The following is a 17,131-nucleotide window of genomic DNA, read 5'->3' on the forward strand; positions in this document are numbered from 1 at the left end:
TAATCAAATTAATTGATACCCTATAAAAATCAATTCATATGACGGATGGGTCTGGCCCGTCTATAAAGAATCCATGTGTGCAAAAAGACTTACCGATGACAGTATGACGCCCTCGCGCCTGTTTCTTGCAGGCGCCGCGCGCTCTGTCCCGATCATTCTCACCGCAGGGCCATTCGGGGCCTTGTTCGGTGCTCTGGCCATCGAAAACGGACTGACGGTCTTTGATGCTGTGTTGATGAGTTTGACCATCTTTGCCGGGGCAAGCCAGTTGGTCGGCCTTGAGCTGTTTGGCCAGAATATTCCCGGCTGGATCATCGTCCTGTCGATCTTTGCGGTCAATTTCCGTCATATCCTCTATTCCGCAGCCATCGGCCACCATCTGGCCAAATGGTCTTGGCCCAAGCAGATCGCCGGTTACTTCTTCTTGGTTGATCCGGCCTTTGCTGAATCCGAACAGCGCGCAGAGAAGGGGGAGGATGTCCAGTTTGCCTGGTATCTCGGGCTGGTCATTCCGACCTATCTGGCCTGGAATCTGTTGACCTTTATGGGCGCAATCTTTGGCAATTTTTTACAGGATTCCTATCGCTGGGGCATCGATTTCATCTTGCCGATCTATTTCATGGGACTGGTTATGGGCTTCCGCCGCCGGTCCTTCTGGTTGCCAGTGGTTGTCGTCTCTGCCTCCGCCTCGATCATCGCCAGCAAGACCATCGGCTCCCCTTGGCATGTCTCGGTTGGAGCGGTTGCCGGTGTGCTTCTTGCTGCCTTTGTATCGCCTGCAGCACGCGCCAAGCCGCAAAAGATTGATCCGGCGACCGACCGCATCGATCTCAACGCTGCCAAAAATGAAGAGGGACAGGCATGATTTCGAGCACCCTTCTGATCATAATTGGCGGTGCCATCGTCACCTTCATGACCCGCATTGGCGGCTATCTGGTTTTGTCCCGGTTTGAAACCATTCATCCACGGGTGCAGGCGGGGTTGGACGCCGTGCCCGCTGCAGTTCTCACCACATTGGTTGCCCCTGCCGTGGTCAATGGTGGTCCCAACGAGTGGCTCGCCTTCACAGCCGCGGTGATTGCGGGCCTGCGCCTGTCCATGGTGCCGACTGTGATGATTGGCACTCTGCTGCTTATTGTCTTGCGTTATTTCAATGGCTAGGATCGCCACCCGACCATTTGCGAAACAAGGTTTGACGGCATGAAAATCGGAATCCTGGCGACCTCTGCCCTGAATGAAGATCTGGCTGCACGGTTCGGCGACTTGCCATCGATGTTTTCCAAATTGCTTTCACCGCAAGACAGCAGCCTGACATTCGAAACCTTTGCTGTTTTTCAAGATGTGTTTCCCTCAACCATCGAGGCCTGTGATGCGTGGCTGGTTACCGGATCGCCCAACAGTGCCTATGAACGCCTGCCATGGATGCTGAAGCTGGAAGACTTCATCCGCCAGACATTGGCCGCCGGCATTCCGATGGTTGGCATCTGCTTTGGTCATCAGATCATGGCGCAGGCCATGGGGGGCAGGGTTGAAAAGGAACAGCAGGGCAAATGGGGCATTTCTGTCCATGATTACAGCCTCTCGCTGAATGGCTCCGAGCGTCCCGGATGGATGGATGGCGATGCGACACGCTTTGCCTTGCAAGCTTCCCATCAGGATCAGGTGACCGCATTGCCCGAAGGGGCAGAGCGGATCGCAGGCAATGATTTTTGTCCCAACGGCATGATGCTCTATGGCAAGGCAGGCCTATCGATGCAGTTGCATCCAGAATTGCCGGCTGACTTCATCTCGTTTCTGATAGAAAATCGCCGCGGCTCTGCTATGGATGATGCTGATGCCGACGCTGCCGTGATCCGGGTGGCCGATCCTGTCGATGATCAGTTGATCGCCCGTTGGATCGTCAATTTCATGAAGTCGGCTCATGCCTGATTGCCAGCGCTTTGATGCATGCATGAGCCATATGGTTTAACGAAAACAAAGGAGACAGCCATGTCCAAGCCTGCACTGCCTATTTTTGACGGTCATAATGACACGTTGTTGCGGCTTGAAATGGCCCGGAGGAATGGTGCTCCGATTTCCTTTGTCGATGGGCATCCGAGTTTGCAGATTGATCTTCCCAAGGCTACCAAGGGCCATTTTGCTGGTGGTCTCTTTGCGATGTTTGTGCCGCCTATTCTCAATAATGCAGAAAAGAATGATCCCGTCGCCCGTCAGAAAGCCATCGAGGCGTCTGATGCCGTCGATTGGACACTCGGTATGATCGCCGAGGCCTGTCGGCTTGAGCGTGCGTCCAATGGACGGGTGCGGATCTGCCGCTCCCGTGCCGACATCAAGCAGGCCATGGCCGATGAGGCTTTGGCTTTGATGCTCCATATCGAGGGGGCTGAGGCGATCGGTGCGGATTTTAACGCCCTTGAAGCGTTCTATGCTGCAGGCCTTCGCTCTCTTGGTCCGGTCTGGAGTCGGGACAATATTTTTGGCGCCGGTGTGCCGTTCGACTTTCCCGGATCTCCCGATCATGGCCCCGGCCTGAGTGATCTTGGCAAGGAACTGGTACGTCGCTGCAACCAACTTGGCGTGATGATCGATCTGTCCCACTTGAATGAAAAAGGATTCTGGGATGTTCAGAAACTCTCGGACAAGCCTTTGGTCGCTTCCCATTCCAACGTGCACAAATTGTCGCAAAGCCGCCGAAACCTGACCGACAAGCAACTTGATGCCATCGCCGAAAGCAAGGGGCTGGTCGGACTCAACTATGCGGTCGGGTTCTTGCGTTCCGATGGTGAAAAATTCAAACGCGATGTCTCGCTGGATCTGATGGTTGACCATCTTGCCTATCTGGTCGAAAAGCTTGGCGAGGATGGGGTGGGCCTAGGCTCGGATTATGATGGCGCAACGGTGCCCGATGTGGTGGCGGACGTGTCTCTCAACCAGAAACTGATCGATCATATGCGTCACCGCGGGTTCGGTGAAACGCTGGTCGAGAAAATCGCCTTCAAGAACTGGCTAGGCCTGCTGGAGCGCACCGGCATCTGATTGACATTGGCTGGCGGGCAGGGGGGCCATGCCAATCCTGCCACTCTGGCGTTTGCGAGCATTCTTCCATCACAAACAGAAAAGCCCGGTTTTTAACCGGGCTTTTGGTATGCATTCAGAAGCAGTATCGATCTTAATCGTCGAATTCCTGATCTTCGTAATCGTCCTGCACTGGTGCACGTTGCGGGCGCTCGCTGACTTCGCGACCAATACGGTCGGCAATGTGGGCAAGATCAATGAAATGGTCTGCCTGTCGGCGCAGTTCGTCGGCGATCATTGGTGGTTGGGTCGACATGGTGGATACCACGCTGACCTTGCGGCCACGGCGTTGCAACGCTTCAACCAATTTGCGGAAGTCGCCATCACCGGAAAAGATCACGAAGTGATCAACATGCTCGACCAGTTCCATCGCATCGATGGTCAGTTCGATATCCATGTTCCCTTTGATCTTGCGACGGCCAGCAGAATCGGTGAATTCCTTTGTTGGTTTGGTCACCACATGATAGCCGTTATAATCAAGCCAGTCGATCAACGGGCGGATGGAGGAATATTCCTGGTCTTCGGCCAGTGCTGTGTAATAGTAGGTGCGCAGCAGGTAGCCTTTTCCACGAAATTCCTTTAGGAGACGCTTATAGTCGATATCGAAGCCAAGTGTCTTGGTAGTAGCGTATAGATTGGCTCCATCTATGAAGAGCGCGACCTTTTCACGAGGATCAAACACGGATTTTCCTTCTTATGCTGGTTTTCTTTGGACCTAATTCCGTGCGGGAATGGCTGGTTTTGAAGAGAGAATGGCGGCAATTGCCATTATTGTCATTCAAACAATTCCGAACCATCTTTTTGAATGGGCATTCAGATGGTGCAATCACAAGAAACTAAATCGATTCATATCCTATAGGGATCTACCAATTATCACTATCGAGAATTTCAAAATACGGACGAAAACGCAATCTTTTTCAGATATATTACCAGAATTGCCACATTTCAGCGACAAAAAACCATAAACAAAGTGGCGATTTCGTCTGCTTCTCTCTTGTCAAGGACGGCTTTTGCCTTTAATGAGAAGAACGAATCCCCCCAATCAGGAGATAGTCTATGGCACGCGTGACCGTTGAGGACTGCGTCGATAAAGTTGAAAATCGTTTTGAACTTGTGCTGCTGTCCAGCCATCGCGCTCGCATGATTTCAAGCGGATCTTCCATCACGGTTGATCGCGACAACGACAAGAACCCGGTTGTGGCCCTGCGCGAAATCGCGGATGAGTGCGTATCCCCGGGTGACTTGAAGGAAGATCTCATTCATTCCCTGCAGAAATATGTTGAAGTGGATGAGCCTGAGACTGAAGAAGTCCACATGATCACCGCTGATGACGCTGCGACCACCGAATATGATGACGTTCTCTCCGAACCAAAGAGCGAAGTCGTGTTCGACCAGATGTCTGAGGAAGAGTTGCTGCGCGGCCTCGAGAGCCTCGTGCCGCCGGATCGCACCGACGACTGAGTCTTGTCATTGCTGAAGAATTCAAAAAAGCGGTCCAGTGGGATCGCTTTTTTGTTTCGCAATGGCCTGTTCCTATCGAGCCTAATGAGCGGGTTCAAGTCGCTTGCCTTTTTCGTGGGCTTTCACCTATTGTGAACGGATGCTCCCGCTTAATGTGGTGAGAGTGATTTCCCCGCATTCCGTTTTCGGATAATCAGCCCAGTCAGGATCAATTTCGACCATGATGCGTCAGTATGAGCTTGTGGAACGTGTTTCAAGCTACAATCCAAACGCTGATGAGGCTTTGCTCAACAAGGCCTATGTCTATTCCATGCAGAAACATGGCTCGCAAAAGCGCGCCTCAGGGGATCCCTATTTTCTGCATCCTCTTGAAGTGGCGGGCATTCTGACAGATCTGCGCCTTGATGATGGCACCATCGCGGTTGGTTTGTTACACGACACGCTCGAAGATACCGACGCCACCCGGGCAGAACTGGATCACTTGTTTGGTGAGGAAATCGGCAAGCTTGTGGAAGGTCTGACCAAGATCGCCCAGCTCGATCTGGTCTCCAAGCGCACCAAGCAGGCCGAAAACCTGCGCAAATTGCTGTTGGCCATCTCGGACGACGTCCGGGTCCTGATCGTGAAGCTGGCCGACCGGCTGCACAATATGCGCACCCTGCATTTTGTCCCTGAGCATAAACGCCATCGCATCGCTCAGGAGACCATCGACATCTATGCACCACTCGCTGAACGCATGGGCATGCAGGACATTCGCGAGGAACTCGAAGGTCTGTCCTTCAAATATGTCAATCCGGAAGCCTATGAGGCTATTTCGGAGAAACTTGACGACATGCGCGAGCGCAACCAGTCCCTGATCGAGGAAATTGGTGGCGACCTTCAGCACACCCTCGAAGAAAAGGGGATGGCAGCCCGGGTGACGGGGCGCGAGAAAAAGGCCTATTCCATTTTCCGCAAGATGCAGCGCCAGTCGATCGGCTTTGAGCAGCTCTCAGACATCTATGCTTTCCGTGTTCTGGTCCCTGATATCGAAGCCTGTTATCAGGCATTGGGCATTGTCCATACCATCTGGCCATGCGTGCCGGGGCGTTTCAAGGATTATATTTCAACACCCAAACCCAATGACTATCGCTCGATTCATACCACGGTGATCGGACCGGGTCGTCAAAGGGTCGAGTTGCAGATCCGCACCCACGAAATGCATCAATTCGCCGAATATGGTGTCGCGGCTCACGCCCTCTACAAGGATATCACCGGCAAGACCAAGGGCGGTCGCTCTTTGTCCAAGTTGGCCAGGGACAGCAACGCCTATGCCTGGCTGCGCCACACGGTGGAGCTGTTGTCATCGGGCGATTCTGCAGAAGAGTTTCTGGAACATACCAAGCTTGAACTGTTTCAGGATCAGGTCTTCTGCTTCACCCCCAAAGGCCGTCTGATCGCCTTGCCTCGGGGTGCGATCCCCATTGATTTCGCCTATGCAGTCCATACCGGCATCGGCAATACCTGCGTTGGCTGCAAAATCAATGGTGCGATCATGCCGCTGGTCACCGAATTGGCCAATGGCGATGAGGTTGAAATTATCACTTCAAAGGCCCAAACCCCACCCGCCGCTTGGGAAAGCATCGTGGTAACAGGCAAGGCAAGAGCCGCCATTCGTCGCGCCACCCGGTCTGCGGTTCGGGCGCAATATGCCGGATTGGGTGAACAGATCCTGCGCAATGCCTTCAAACGCGCGGATCAGGACTATACCGAAGATCAAATCAAACTGGCGCTGTCGCGACTGGGATATCTTTCAGTCGGCGACGTGCAGGCTGCGGTTGGGCGAGGCGAGTTGCAGTCCCGCAGCGTGATTGAGGCTGTTTTCCCGGACTATCAGGACCAGCGCGCCACTGCCTCAAGCAGCAGTGATCGCAAAGAACGTGATGATCGTGGTGACGGCTGGTTCGGTCTCAAGCAAGCCAATGCAATGAAGTTTCGTATTCCGGGTTCCAGTGCGCGAGGGGATCAGAATGGCAGCTTGGAAGAAGACGGAGCTTCAATTCCTATTCGCGGCCTGTCTGGCAATTTGCCCGTGCAGTTCGACCCTGACGGCGGCGCCGTACCAGGGGACCGTATCGTCGGAATTCTGACGCCGGGGCAGGGCGTGACCATCTATCCGATTCATTCTCCCGCTCTCAGCCAGTTTGATGACAGTCCGGAACGTTGGCTGGATGTCCGCTGGGACATTGATGAGGAAAATTCAGACCGCTTTCCTGCAAGAATTGAAGTCAGCATGATCAATGAACCGGGTACCCTCGGTGAAATTGCCACAATTATCGGTGAGAATGACGGCAACATCGAAAATATAAAGATGGAACAAAAGGTCAGCGACTTCTTCGAGATGATCATCGATCTATCGGTCTGGAACCTGAACCATCTCAATCGAATCATCGAGCAGATCCGCGCCAAGAAAAGCGTATCTCGCGCCGCACGGTCCAATTGATGCCCGGTAGCATGGTGGCGAAGTTGCAACCGACAAAGGAGATTGCTTCTTCTTTGCGACGAATGCTCACGCTCGAAACTGTCGCATGAATGTGAATATGCATTCTCTTGTCAGGAAAAAATTTGCGATTACCTAATATGCTACCAAAACCATACTGGAAAAAGTCGACGATGGGTCTATAAGTATCGACCTGTGGGCCCCCGAGGCCAAGCAATGGGTGAGGATAAGAGACAGTGTTATTTGGCCGCAGAGACAAGCCATCCATGGCCGAGCGTATCCGCATCTTTCTGTGGCCGCGCCGCAACTGGATGCGGTCTGGAAAGTATTTCGTCAAACGTATTCTGCGTCTGTCCGGGTCCCCCTATATGATCGCCGCTGGCGTTGCGGCGGGTGTCTTCACCTCCTTCACGCCTTTTCTCGGCTTCCACTTCCTTATCAGCTGGGCCATCGCTTTCCTGATTGGCGGCAACATGCTGGCTGCTGCCATCGGCACCGGAGTGGGCAATCCCATCACCTTCCCCTTTATTTGGGGGGCGACCTATACGACGGGATGTTTTCTGCTCGGCAAGGAGGCCATTCATGGTCAACTGCATAGTCTCAAGCATGATTTGCTGACCGAATCCTTCTCCACCATTTGGCCGACCATTCAGGTCATGGCGGTAGGCGCGATTCCCGTCGGTTTGGTTTTTGCCTTGATCTTCTACTATGTCACGCGCAAGGCAGCGCTCGTCTATCAAAAGCGCCGCAAGGCCATGCTGGCAGAGCGTGCATACGAAGCGGGGCGTTGGCGCAAGGCGATCGCCGAGCATGATGGCAAACGCGGCAAGGCGCAGTCCGCCTGAGAATGTCCGCACAATTGGCCCATGGCATTGAGCGGCAAAAAGAGGTCTCCATGATCATTGGAACTGGCAACGATCTGATTGACATCCGGCGTATAGAACGATCCCTTGAACGCTTTGGCGAACGCTTCATTCAGCGCATTTTCACAGACAAGGAAATCGCCCGTTCAGAACGCAAGGCCCAAAGAGCGGCCTCTTATGCCAAACGCTTCGCTGCCAAGGAAGCCTGTTCCAAGGCGCTGGGCACGGGCCTGTCCCACGGAGTTTTCTGGAAGGATATGGGGGTCAGCAATCTGGCCTCGGGCAAGCCGACCATGGTGCTGACCGGGGGCGCACAAGAGCGTCTCAAGGCAATGATTCCGGACGGGTACGAGCCGCAAATCGATCTCACCATCACGGATGAGTTCCCCCTTGCGCAGGCCTATGTCATCATTTCAGCCAATCCGATCCTGTAACGACCCCTCATTTCGACCGATATGAGACAATTATCTGAGGAAAAGCGCCTTGTTTGGCGCGCATGCCTCACAATATTCACAACAGGCCGTGACTTTGCCCTTCAGTAAAGTTGAATATTGTCAGCGGCTCTTTGGCTCGCTATGACAAATTGATATTGGCCGGCCGGGCGCTCATTGCCCAAACTGCTGGCCCGATCCTATAGCTCGACCGACTGGTCCGAACCCGCGACCTGTTGTCGGGAAGACAAGCAGAAAAGAGAATTGACGTGTCTGACGAAAGCATGAAAGAAACCGATAGCGGCCTTGGGGATACCATCAAGGTCATTGTGCAGGCATTGTTGCTGGCGCTTGTCGTCCGCACACTTCTGTTCCAGCCTTTCTCCATTCCGTCCGGCTCGATGAAGTCGACCTTGCTGGTCGGTGACTATCTGTTTGTCTCCAAATACAGCTATGGCTATAGCCGTTATTCCGTGCCGTTTGGTCTTCCGCTCTTTTCCGGCCGGATCATGGGCAGTGAACCTGAGCGTGGCGATGTGGTTGTTTTCAAACTGCCACGCGACAATTCCACGGACTATATCAAGCGTGTCATCGGTTTGCCGGGCGACAAGATCCAGATGATCGACGGTCAGCTCTATATCAATGGCTCTGTGGTTGAGCGTGAGCAGGTTGACGATTTCATCGAAACCGACAGCCAGGGACGCAAAAGCCGCGTCGTTCGTTATCGCGAAACCCTGCCGAACGGGGTCACCTACGACACCCTCGACATCCGGCCAAACAACTATCTCGACAACACCTCCGTCTATGAAGTGCCAAAGGGCCACTATTTCATGATGGGCGACAACCGGGACAATTCATCAGACAGCCGTGTGCTGAGCTCGGTCGGCTATGTGCCTTATGAGAATCTGATCGGCAAAGCGCAGGTCATTTTCTTCTCGATCGAAGAGGGCAGCGCGCCTTGGCAGGTCTGGAAATGGCCAAGTGCGGCACGTTGGGATCGCTGGTTCACTGGTCTTTGAGTATTTGCTACCGATTCCGATCGATGACCTTGACATTGGAATCCGGCCAAGGGGCAAAGCTCAGGCGTAAATTGTTAGTGAGAGCTAACGCTTTTCATTGACCCTGCGGCAAAAGCTGTTACAAAAGCGCAACCTCTGAACAGCATTTGTGCCGCGCGGACAATCTGCGCGGCATTGTTGTTTGCGACAGACTGCTGCACACTAACCGGCGACCAAAAACGCTGACAGAAACTGGAAACTCCCATGCGAAAGAAAGATGTCGGACCGCTCGAAGAGCTACTCGGCTACCAATTTCGTGACAAGAACCATCTGGAGAAGGCGCTGAGCCATACCAGCCTCGTTGCCTCGCCCAAGCTACAGGTGGAAGAAACCTACCAACGTCACGAGTTTCTCGGTGATCGAGTTCTGGCGGTAACGATCGCAGACATGCTGTTGCATGCCTTTCCCAAGGCAGATGAAGGAGAACTGGCGCGTCGTTTCAATGGCCTGGTGCGCAACGAAACCTGCGCAGACATTGCCAGAGAAATCGGCATTGGCCCATTCATCCGCCTCGGCGAGGGAGAAGCGCAGGCTGGAGGTCGCAAAAAGGACGCCATTCTTGGCGACGTCTGCGAAGCCATCATTGGAGCCATCTTTCTGGATGGCGGCTTCGATCCGGCGCGTGATTTCGTCACCCGATACTGGGAAAAGCGCATGCTGGAATGGAGCGGCCCGCTGCGCGATGCCAAAACCACCTTGCAGGAGTGGGTGCAGGGCAAAAAACTGCCGCCTCCCACCTACAAGATGGTTGAACGCACCGGTCCTGATCATGCCCCTGAATTCACCCTGCGGGTGGATGTGCCGGGTATGAAAAGCGCCACCGGCAAAGGCTCCTCCAAACGAATAGCCGAGCAGGATGCTGCTCGCACCATTCTAATTCGAGAAGGACAGTGGGATACGGATCAAGGTTGATCCATCCCGATTACCTCAACAAAGGACATCCATGTCAGATACATCCTCTCAACTGCCAAACGCCCCAATGTCTGGCGATCTGCCCGAAATGAATACCCAATGCGGCTATGTCGCGCTGATCGGCGCCCCGAACGCGGGCAAGTCGACCTTGGTCAACAAGATTGTTGGCTCCAAGGTTTCGATTGTCACCCACAAGGTGCAAACGACCCGGTCGCTGATCCGCGGCATCGCGCTAAAGGACGAAAAGCAGGTCATTTTTGTCGACACGCCGGGTATTTTTGCACCGAAACGCCGCCTTGAGACCGCGATGGTCAACACCGCATGGGGTGGCGCCAAGGATGCAGACTGCATCGGTTTGATCGTCGACGCCCGCAAGGGTGTCACCGAGCAGATTGAAAAGATCCTCGAACGCCTCGAAGATATCAAGCTGCCTCGCGTGCTGATCCTCAACAAGATCGATTTGGTCAAACGCGACAGCCTGCTCGCGCTGGCGCAAAAGATCAATGATGCCGTGCCCTTCGATGAAACCTTCATGGTTTCGGCGCTGAATGGCGATCACACCGATGATCTGCTCGACTATTTCGCCGAGCAAATGCCAAAAGGCCCGTGGCTCTATCCCGAAGACATGATTTCGGATTTGCCAATGCGTCAGCTGGCCTCTGAAATTACGCGCGAAAAGGTCTTCCTGCGCCTCCATCAGGAACTGCCATATTCTTCCACCGTCGAGACGGAAAAATGGGAGCAAAAGGACGATGGATCGGTCCGCATCGAACAGGTCATCTATGTCGAGCGCGGCAATCAGAAAATGATCGTGCTGGGCAAGGGTGGCAAGTCGATCAAGGCCATCTCCATGGCCGCCCGCGAAGAGCTTCAGGAACTGTTGGAAACCAAGGTTCACCTGTTCCTCTTCGTCAAGGTCCGCGAACGCTGGGTCGATGACCCGGAACGCTACCGCGAAATGGGCATCGATTTCCCAGTATAGCGTTTGGCAACGCCAAACGCGCACCGTGGTGCCACAAACACTAGACTATCAGCGGCAGGTGTTTCGCAGAAACACCGAGAGCCTTCGCCAAACGCGCACCGTGGTGCCCCAGACACTGTGCTATCAGCGACAGATGTTTTCGCAGAAACACCGAAAGCTAGGCACAAACACGCAGTGCTGAAATAGAGAATTGCCAAACCCTGCCCAGCGTCTAAGCTGAGGCAGGGTTTTTCATTTACCCATTTGGATGCAAAAGATGAAGGAGGGAGCAATGGCCCGTTTGGTATCAACTTACTTGCAACGCATGCTCGTTATCTGTTTTGCAACATTCTGGATGCTCGCAATTGCCACGGCGCAACAATCTGATCCGGCCCCTGACCCAAGCCACGGCACGCCCGCCCTTGAGGCGGAATTCATGACTGACGGTTTGGCAACTGAAATTCAGGGTCGGTTGCTGGCTCTCGGTTTTGATCCCAAGGGGATTGATGGCAAACTGGGGGCAGGGTCTCGCGCAGCCATCACGGCTTGGCAGAAACAGAGGGAGCTGGCCCAGACCGGTTATCTCACTTTCTTTCAGCTTGAGTTGCTGAAATATTTCAGTCACAAGCCTTTCAAGGCTCTGCTGAATAGCAACCCTGATCTCGCGGACAAAATGCCCCGCATGACCTTTTTCGATCTTGATGTCGAGCCGGAAATTCCGATGACCGTTCAGGATCGCAAAGCCTTCAGGGAAAATGATTGAAGCGGCCGATTGGTTTGGAAAGCCGCTTTGAAACGGTCTGATCTCTCTTCCCTTTTGCCTCAAATCAGCCCAAAGTCGCCTGATGGAATGGAGTGATGAGGCAATCATTTTGGGAACGCGCAGGCATGGTGAGACCTCGGTTTTGCTGGAAGTGATGACGTGCACTCACGGTCGGCATCTGGGGCTGGTACGTGGCGGCCGTTCCAAGCGCCTGCAGCCTGTGCTTCAGCCGGGCAACAGCCTCTCGGTTACATGGCGCGCCCGGTTGGAAAGTCATGTCGGCCAATTCTCGATTGAACTGACCACCTCACGCGCAGCCGCCCTGATGGCCAGACCGATGGGCACCTATGGCATCCAGTTTATTGCCGATCTCACCCGCCTGCTGCCAGAGCGTGACCCGCATCCCTATCTCTTTCAGGCACTTGAGGTGATCGTTGATGAGTTCAGGGAAGGCGACGTGGCGGGCGAATTGATGGTCCGCTTCGAGCTGGCCTTGCTAAGCGAGCTTGGCTATGGTCTGTCCCTCGATGCATGTGCTGCGACCGGGGGGCGGGAGGATCTCATCTATGTCTCGCCCAAGTCGGGCAGGGCGGTTAGCCGGGAGGCAGGAGCCCCCTATCACGACCGTATGCTGCCCTTGCCGGCATTTTTGCGCGGGGAGGCCGCATCCAACCGCCTTGCCTTTGAGGAAATTGCTCAAGGCTTCCAGTTGAGCGGCTTCTTTTTAGAAAAGCACATATACGGTCCGGCAGAGAAAAGCGCACCCGGTTTGCGCTCCAGTTTTATCGACGCGCTGCGCCGCGATCTCACCTTGGAAGACTAACAGCTTCCTGCGGCGCAGAGATTGCACGAATCGCGCTGATTCTATAGGTATCACCTCATGGGAAACGAAATCATACAGTCCGGCGAGCTGGAAACGATCAACCTGCGCGAAGCGCTTGAAGAGCGGTATCTGGCCTATGCCTTGTCAACGATCACGCAGCGTGCCTTGCCTGATGTGCGAGACGGGTTGAAACCTGTGCATCGGCGCATTCTCTATGCCATGCGCCAGCTGAAAATGGACCCCTCTGCGAGCTTCAAGAAATCAGCCCGCGTGGTCGGTGACGTGATCGGTAAATACCACCCCCACGGTGATCAGGCCGTCTATGACGCGCTCGTTCGTCTGGCACAGGACTTCGCCTCGCGCTACCCGATGGTGGATGGTCAGGGCAACTTCGGCAACATCGATGGCGACAGTGCTGCTGCGATGCGTTACACCGAAACCCGAATGACTGAGGTTGCGCGTCTGATGCTTGAAGGCATCGATGAGGACGCCGTCGATTTTCGCGAAACCTATGATGGCGAGGACAAGGAACCGATTGTCCTGCCTGCCAACTTCCCCAATCTGTTGGCCAATGGCTCCAACGGCATTGCCGTCGGCATGGCAACCGCTATCCCGCCCCACAATGCCTCGGAATTGTGTGAAGCTGCGCTTCACATGATCAAATATCCCAATTGCACCGACGACAAGCTGCTCGAACTGCTGCCCGGTCCCGATTTCCCAACGGGGGGCGTGCTGGTGGAACCCAAGGAGCAGATCCTTGAGGCCTACCGCACCGGTCGTGGCGGTTTCCGTGTCCGTGCCAAGTGGGAGAAGGAAGAGCTGCCCCGTGGCGCCTATCAGATTGTTGTCACGGAAATTCCCTATCAGGTGCAAAAGTCCCGCCTGATCGAGCGGATCGCCGATTTAATCCAGAATCGCAGGTTGCCGCTTCTGGTCGATGTGCGCGATGAATCTGCGGAAGACATCCGCGTCGTGCTCGAGCCGAAGAACCGCACCGTGGATCCGGATCTTTTGATGGAGGCTTTGTTCAAGCTCACCGATCTGGAAAGCCGAATCCAGCTCAACATGAATGTGCTCAATGATGCCGGTGTGCCGCGCGTCCTGAGCTTGCGGGATGTTCTGCGCCAATGGCTGGACCATCGCCGGGTGGTTTTGCAGCGGCGCTCCAGTTATCGCTTGAACAAGATTGAGCATCGGCTCGAAGTGCTCGACGGCTATTTGATCGCCTATCTCAATCTCGACGAAGTCATCCGCATCATCCGCTTTGAGGATGAGCCGAAGGCCGAGTTGATGAAGACCTTCAACCTCACCGAAGTGCAGGCTGATGCGATCCTCAACATGCGCCTGCGCTCCTTGCGCAAGCTTGAGGAAATAGAAATCCGCACCGAGCATGACACGCTCAGCAAGGAACGTGCAGCGCTGATCGAGATGCTCGGGTCCGAAGAATTGCAATGGAAGCGGATCGCCCAGCAAATCCGTGAGGTCTACAAGATCTTTGGTCCCGACACCGAGCTTGGTCGCCGTCGCACCAGCTTTGGTGAGGCCGCAGAGCGTGATATCGAGGATATCAATCTCGCCATGGTCGAGCGTGAGCCGGTCACCGTGGTTCTGTCGGAAAAAGGCTGGATCCGGGCCCTGCGTGGCCATATTGCCGATTATGCGAGCCTCAACTTCAAGGATGGCGACAAGCTGAAATTTGCCGTGCATGCGGAGACCACAGACAAGGTGCTGATCATGGCGACCGACGGGCGCTTCTACACCTTGCAGGCGGACAAGTTGCCCGGTGGTCGTGGCCATGGGGAACCGATCCGCGTGATGGTGGACATGGAGCCGGGCATTGATGTGGTGCATCTCTTTGTCCATAAGCCAACGCGCAAATTGCTGTTGGCGGCGACTGACGGTCGTGGCTTTGTCACCAGCGAGGACGCTCTGATCGCCAACACCAGAAAAGGCAAGCAGGTGCTCAATGTCACTGCACCGGGTGAAGCCAAGATCTGCGTTGAAGCGGTTGGTGACCATGTGGCGGTCATCGGTCAAAACCGCAAGCTTCTGGTCTTCCCGATCGAGCAATTGCCAGAGATGAACCGCGGTCGTGGCGTCATGCTCCAGCGCTACAAGGATGGCGGCATCTCTGATGTCAAAGTTTTTGTTGGCGAGGAAGGGCTGAGCTGGAACGACAGCTCCGGACGTACCTTCCAGCGCTCGCTAGATGATCTGGCAGAATGGCGCGGTGATCGGGCCCAAGCCGGACGGATGCCGCCAAATGGCTTCCCGCGCAGCAACAAGTTCAGCAACTAGAACCGATCTGCTGTTCGAAATCAAAAGCCGTCTTGAAACCGTAAGGGTTGCAAGGCGGCTTTATTGTATCGGGACATAGAGATCAGTCAAAATCGGCCAATGATCGCCAATTTCTGTCGCAACGCGCACAACCGGACCAGTCGAAAGCGGGGCGCTGACCATAATATGGTCCAGACTGAGAAAGGCAGGAAGCTGCAAAAATCCCTTGAGCCGCGAATTGGGTGAGGGGAAAGTTGGCACGAAGTGACTCTGTCGGCTCATCCCGGCATTGGCTGCCAGCCGATCAATGCCGAAGGCCCAGCCAGTGGAATTGAAGTCCCCGCTTAGCACTTGCTGCGGATAGCGCTTGCGCTCGCGCTTGATGATCGCGGCGATTTCCTCCATTTGCCGCCGCTGCTGGGCGACAGGCAACGGCCAGGCCAGATGGACATTATAGATGCGAATTGGTGCGGAGCCTTTAACGCGCACCGTCGCGGCCAACATCTTGCCATGCATCGGATTGCGGGTGACCTCCGGTCCAAGATCGAACCGCTTGATTTCATCCATCGGATGCTTGGACAGGATCGCCAGCGTACAGCGCCGCCAATAGCCGCAGCGTGCCTGATAGGGATAGTCGCGCTTGAGGTCCGGCTGGCGGCGAAACCGCTTGGGCGCATATTCCTGCAGCGTCGCAATGTCCGGGTCGTAGCGGCGCACGGTTTCAGCAAGGCCAATGCCATCCCATGTGCCAAGATAGATGTTGAAGCTGAGATATTTGAGCACCCGTTTGTTGCTCGCCGCCAGCGCTTCAGGGCTTTGCTCCGCTCCCATCAGCCGCTTGACGGCTTCCGTGCCAATCAAGCCACTTGATGCCAGCAATGCGGCAAGAATAATGACCTGCGCAGGGCGCTTGAGACGCGGCAGACGATACGGCCAGACGAAAGTCATCGCAAAGGCGAGGGAGCCGCTCAGGAACAATGGCAGCTGGAAGTGGTTGATCAGGTCGAGGGCAGGCACATAAGCCCCCAAAAGACCGGACAGGGTCAGCAGAGCTGCAAGAACAAGCCCTGCAAAAATCAGACAGTCAAGCAGGGCGCGGAAGCGGGAAATCATCAATGAAAAGGGCCTTGTGGTAAGTCACGCGCAGAGCGCATATCGCAACGGCCCATGCGAGCCTTCAGGAAAGCAAGAAAGGCTTATCATGGCCAAAGTGAGATGCCAAAGCGCTAATCGCCTCAATCCAGAATTTCCCAGCCATCATTGCCCAGAAATTCGAGCGGTTTGAAACGGGTCTTGTAGGCCATCTTCTGCGAATTCTTGACCCAGTATCCCAGATAGACATGACTGAGACCCTCTGCCATTGCTCGGCGTATATGGTCGAGAATGAAGAAGGTGCCAAGGCTGCGATGGTCGAGATCCGGCCGGAAGAAGCTATAGACCATCGAGGTGGCATCATTGAGCCGGTCGGTGAGGGCCACACCGATCAGATCGCCTTTGGAGGTCCCTGTGATGCCGCTGTCAGCATCGCGTAGCCGATACTCGATCAGGAACGTATCGATATGGGTTTCTTCCACCATCGCCGCATAATCCTGCATGGCCATTTCCACCATGCCGCCATCCCCGTGGCGTGACTGGAGATAGCGCTGGAACAGGGCATATTGCTCAGACGTTGCTTCAGCCGGCTTGATAATCCCGATCAGGTCTGCATTGCGCTTGAGGACGCGGGTCTGATTGCGGGAAAAGCGAAACTGCGGCACCACCACACGCACAGACAGGCACGCCTGACATCCCTCACAGGCCGGGCGATAGGCAATGGTTTGACTGCGCCGAAAACCGCCAACGCTCAAGAGGTCATTGAGATGCGGCGCATCCTGTCCCACCAGATAGGTAAATATCTTGCGTTCATGCTCGCCCTCAAGATAAGGGCAGGCTTGTGGGGCGGTCAGATAAAACTGTGGCTGGTCAATCAGATGCCGTGTCATGGATGTCTTTCGGAAACATGGTCGAACACTATCAAACCACGTTTGC

Annotated in this window: 17 protein-coding genes; 14 read left to right on the plus strand and 3 right to left on the minus strand. The window is 54.8% G+C overall.

All coding sequences use genetic code 11. The annotated features are described in order from the left end of the window. Nucleotides 1–73: 73 nt before the first annotated feature. Genes DSD30_RS14310 through DSD30_RS14325 form a run of 4 tightly spaced genes read left to right on the plus strand, consistent with a single transcriptional unit; the run spans nucleotide 74 to nucleotide 3,036 of the window. Nucleotides 74–865 (plus strand): AzlC family ABC transporter permease, encoded by a 792-nt coding sequence (locus DSD30_RS14310; protein ID WP_114010322.1) that lies wholly within the window; start codon nucleotides 74–76, stop codon nucleotides 863–865. After that, on the plus strand, nucleotides 865–1,161 hold the full coding sequence (locus tag DSD30_RS14315; protein WP_114010478.1) for an AzlD family protein: 297 nt from the start codon (nucleotides 865–867) through the stop codon (nucleotides 1,159–1,161). Before DSD30_RS14310 ends, DSD30_RS14315 begins: the two co-directional genes overlap by 1 nt. Before the next feature lie 39 nt (nucleotides 1,162–1,200). Next, nucleotides 1,201–1,929 (plus strand): type 1 glutamine amidotransferase, encoded by a 729-nt coding sequence (locus tag DSD30_RS14320; protein ID WP_114010323.1) that lies wholly within the window; start codon nucleotides 1,201–1,203, stop codon nucleotides 1,927–1,929. 60 nt (nucleotides 1,930–1,989) lie between these two features. Continuing rightward, nucleotides 1,990–3,036, plus strand: coding sequence for a dipeptidase (locus tag DSD30_RS14325; protein WP_114010324.1), 1,047 nt, complete (start codon nucleotides 1,990–1,992; stop codon nucleotides 3,034–3,036). 133 nt (nucleotides 3,037–3,169) lie between these two features. On the opposite strand, the gene DSD30_RS14330 is transcribed toward DSD30_RS14325, so the two are convergent. Next, entirely contained in the window at nucleotides 3,170–3,757 is a 588-nt protein-coding gene (locus DSD30_RS14330) for a LabA-like NYN domain-containing protein (RefSeq protein ID WP_114010325.1), read from the minus strand. Between the two features lie 374 nt (nucleotides 3,758–4,131). Here DSD30_RS14330 and rpoZ point away from each other — a divergent pair, with 374 nt between their 5' ends. The 10 genes from rpoZ (at nucleotide 4,132) to parC (ending at nucleotide 15,124) form a co-directional block, all read left to right on the plus strand. After that, nucleotides 4,132–4,536: a DNA-directed RNA polymerase subunit omega gene (gene rpoZ / locus DSD30_RS14335; protein WP_114010326.1), complete on the plus strand. Its 405-nt coding sequence runs from the start codon at nucleotides 4,132–4,134 to the stop codon at nucleotides 4,534–4,536. A gap of 220 nt (nucleotides 4,537–4,756) precedes the next feature. Next, on the plus strand, nucleotides 4,757–7,018 hold the full coding sequence (locus tag DSD30_RS14340; protein WP_114010327.1) for a RelA/SpoT family protein: 2,262 nt from the start codon (nucleotides 4,757–4,759) through the stop codon (nucleotides 7,016–7,018). Between the two features lie 233 nt (nucleotides 7,019–7,251). Next, a complete protein-coding gene (locus tag DSD30_RS14345; protein ID WP_245418477.1) occupies nucleotides 7,252–7,860 on the plus strand; it encodes a DUF2062 domain-containing protein in 609 nt (202 codons plus the stop codon). Nucleotides 7,861–7,910: 50 nt separating this feature from the next. Further along, a complete protein-coding gene (acpS, locus tag DSD30_RS14350; protein WP_114010479.1) occupies nucleotides 7,911–8,312 on the plus strand; it encodes a holo-ACP synthase in 402 nt (133 codons plus the stop codon). 281 nt (nucleotides 8,313–8,593) lie between these two features. Further along, nucleotides 8,594–9,328: a signal peptidase I gene (gene lepB, locus DSD30_RS14355; RefSeq protein ID WP_114010329.1), complete on the plus strand. Its 735-nt coding sequence runs from the start codon at nucleotides 8,594–8,596 to the stop codon at nucleotides 9,326–9,328. Nucleotides 9,329–9,571: 243 nt separating this feature from the next. Next, nucleotides 9,572–10,279 carry a ribonuclease III gene (gene rnc, locus DSD30_RS14360; RefSeq protein WP_114010330.1) on the plus strand — a complete coding sequence of 236 codons (708 nt, stop codon included), beginning with the start codon at nucleotides 9,572–9,574 and terminating at the stop codon, nucleotides 10,277–10,279. A gap of 67 nt (nucleotides 10,280–10,346) precedes the next feature. Continuing rightward, entirely contained in the window at nucleotides 10,347–11,261 is a 915-nt protein-coding gene (gene era / locus DSD30_RS14365) for a GTPase Era (protein ID WP_245418486.1), read from the plus strand. Nucleotides 11,262–11,532: 271 nt separating this feature from the next. Continuing rightward, the gene (locus tag DSD30_RS14370; protein WP_198662962.1) at nucleotides 11,533–12,003 is read left to right on the plus strand and encodes a peptidoglycan-binding domain-containing protein; all 471 of its coding nucleotides are present in this window, start codon (nucleotides 11,533–11,535) and stop codon (nucleotides 12,001–12,003) included. 82 nt (nucleotides 12,004–12,085) lie between these two features. After that, nucleotides 12,086–12,826 (plus strand): DNA repair protein RecO, encoded by a 741-nt coding sequence (recO, locus tag DSD30_RS14375; RefSeq protein ID WP_114010333.1) that lies wholly within the window; start codon nucleotides 12,086–12,088, stop codon nucleotides 12,824–12,826. 57 nt (nucleotides 12,827–12,883) lie between these two features. Further along, the gene (gene parC, locus DSD30_RS14380) at nucleotides 12,884–15,124 is read left to right on the plus strand and encodes a DNA topoisomerase IV subunit A (protein ID WP_114010334.1); all 2,241 of its coding nucleotides are present in this window, start codon (nucleotides 12,884–12,886) and stop codon (nucleotides 15,122–15,124) included. A 60-nt stretch (nucleotides 15,125–15,184) separates the two neighbouring features. Here parC and DSD30_RS14385 read toward each other — a convergent pair whose 3' ends face one another. After that, nucleotides 15,185–16,216 (minus strand): endonuclease/exonuclease/phosphatase family protein, encoded by a 1,032-nt coding sequence (locus tag DSD30_RS14385; RefSeq protein ID WP_114010335.1) that lies wholly within the window; start codon nucleotides 16,214–16,216, stop codon nucleotides 15,185–15,187. 122 nt (nucleotides 16,217–16,338) lie between these two features. Next, the gene (locus DSD30_RS14390; protein WP_114010336.1) at nucleotides 16,339–17,085 is read right to left on the minus strand and encodes an arginyltransferase; all 747 of its coding nucleotides are present in this window, start codon (nucleotides 17,083–17,085) and stop codon (nucleotides 16,339–16,341) included. Nucleotides 17,086–17,131: the final 46 nt, after the last annotated feature.

The sequence above is a fragment of the Cohaesibacter intestini genome, from assembly GCF_003324485.1.
Lineage (GTDB): Bacteria > Pseudomonadota > Alphaproteobacteria > Rhizobiales > Cohaesibacteraceae > Cohaesibacter > Cohaesibacter intestini.

Coding starts and splice junctions, on each gene's coding strand:
- DSD30_RS14325 (WP_114010324.1), top strand. CDS start 1,990: ATGTCCAAGCCTGCACTGCCTATTTTTGACGGTCATAATGACACGTTG.
- parC (WP_114010334.1), top strand. CDS start 12,884: ATGGGAAACGAAATCATACAGTCCGGCGAGCTGGAAACGATCAACCTG.
- DSD30_RS14320 (WP_114010323.1), top strand. CDS start 1,201: ATGAAAATCGGAATCCTGGCGACCTCTGCCCTGAATGAAGATCTGGCT.
- DSD30_RS14370 (WP_198662962.1), top strand. CDS start 11,533: ATGGCCCGTTTGGTATCAACTTACTTGCAACGCATGCTCGTTATCTGT.
- lepB (WP_114010329.1), top strand. CDS start 8,594: ATGAAAGAAACCGATAGCGGCCTTGGGGATACCATCAAGGTCATTGTG.
- DSD30_RS14340 (WP_114010327.1), top strand. CDS start 4,757: ATGATGCGTCAGTATGAGCTTGTGGAACGTGTTTCAAGCTACAATCCA.
- DSD30_RS14310 (WP_114010322.1), top strand. CDS start 74: ATGTGTGCAAAAAGACTTACCGATGACAGTATGACGCCCTCGCGCCTG.
- DSD30_RS14385 (WP_114010335.1), bottom strand. CDS start 16,216: ATGATTTCCCGCTTCCGCGCCCTGCTTGACTGTCTGATTTTTGCAGGG.
- DSD30_RS14390 (WP_114010336.1), bottom strand. CDS start 17,085: ATGACACGGCATCTGATTGACCAGCCACAGTTTTATCTGACCGCCCCA.
- recO (WP_114010333.1), top strand. CDS start 12,086: ATGGAATGGAGTGATGAGGCAATCATTTTGGGAACGCGCAGGCATGGT.
- rnc (WP_114010330.1), top strand. CDS start 9,572: ATGCGAAAGAAAGATGTCGGACCGCTCGAAGAGCTACTCGGCTACCAA.
- acpS (WP_114010479.1), top strand. CDS start 7,911: ATGATCATTGGAACTGGCAACGATCTGATTGACATCCGGCGTATAGAA.
- era (WP_245418486.1), top strand. CDS start 10,347: ATGTCTGGCGATCTGCCCGAAATGAATACCCAATGCGGCTATGTCGCG.
- rpoZ (WP_114010326.1), top strand. CDS start 4,132: ATGGCACGCGTGACCGTTGAGGACTGCGTCGATAAAGTTGAAAATCGT.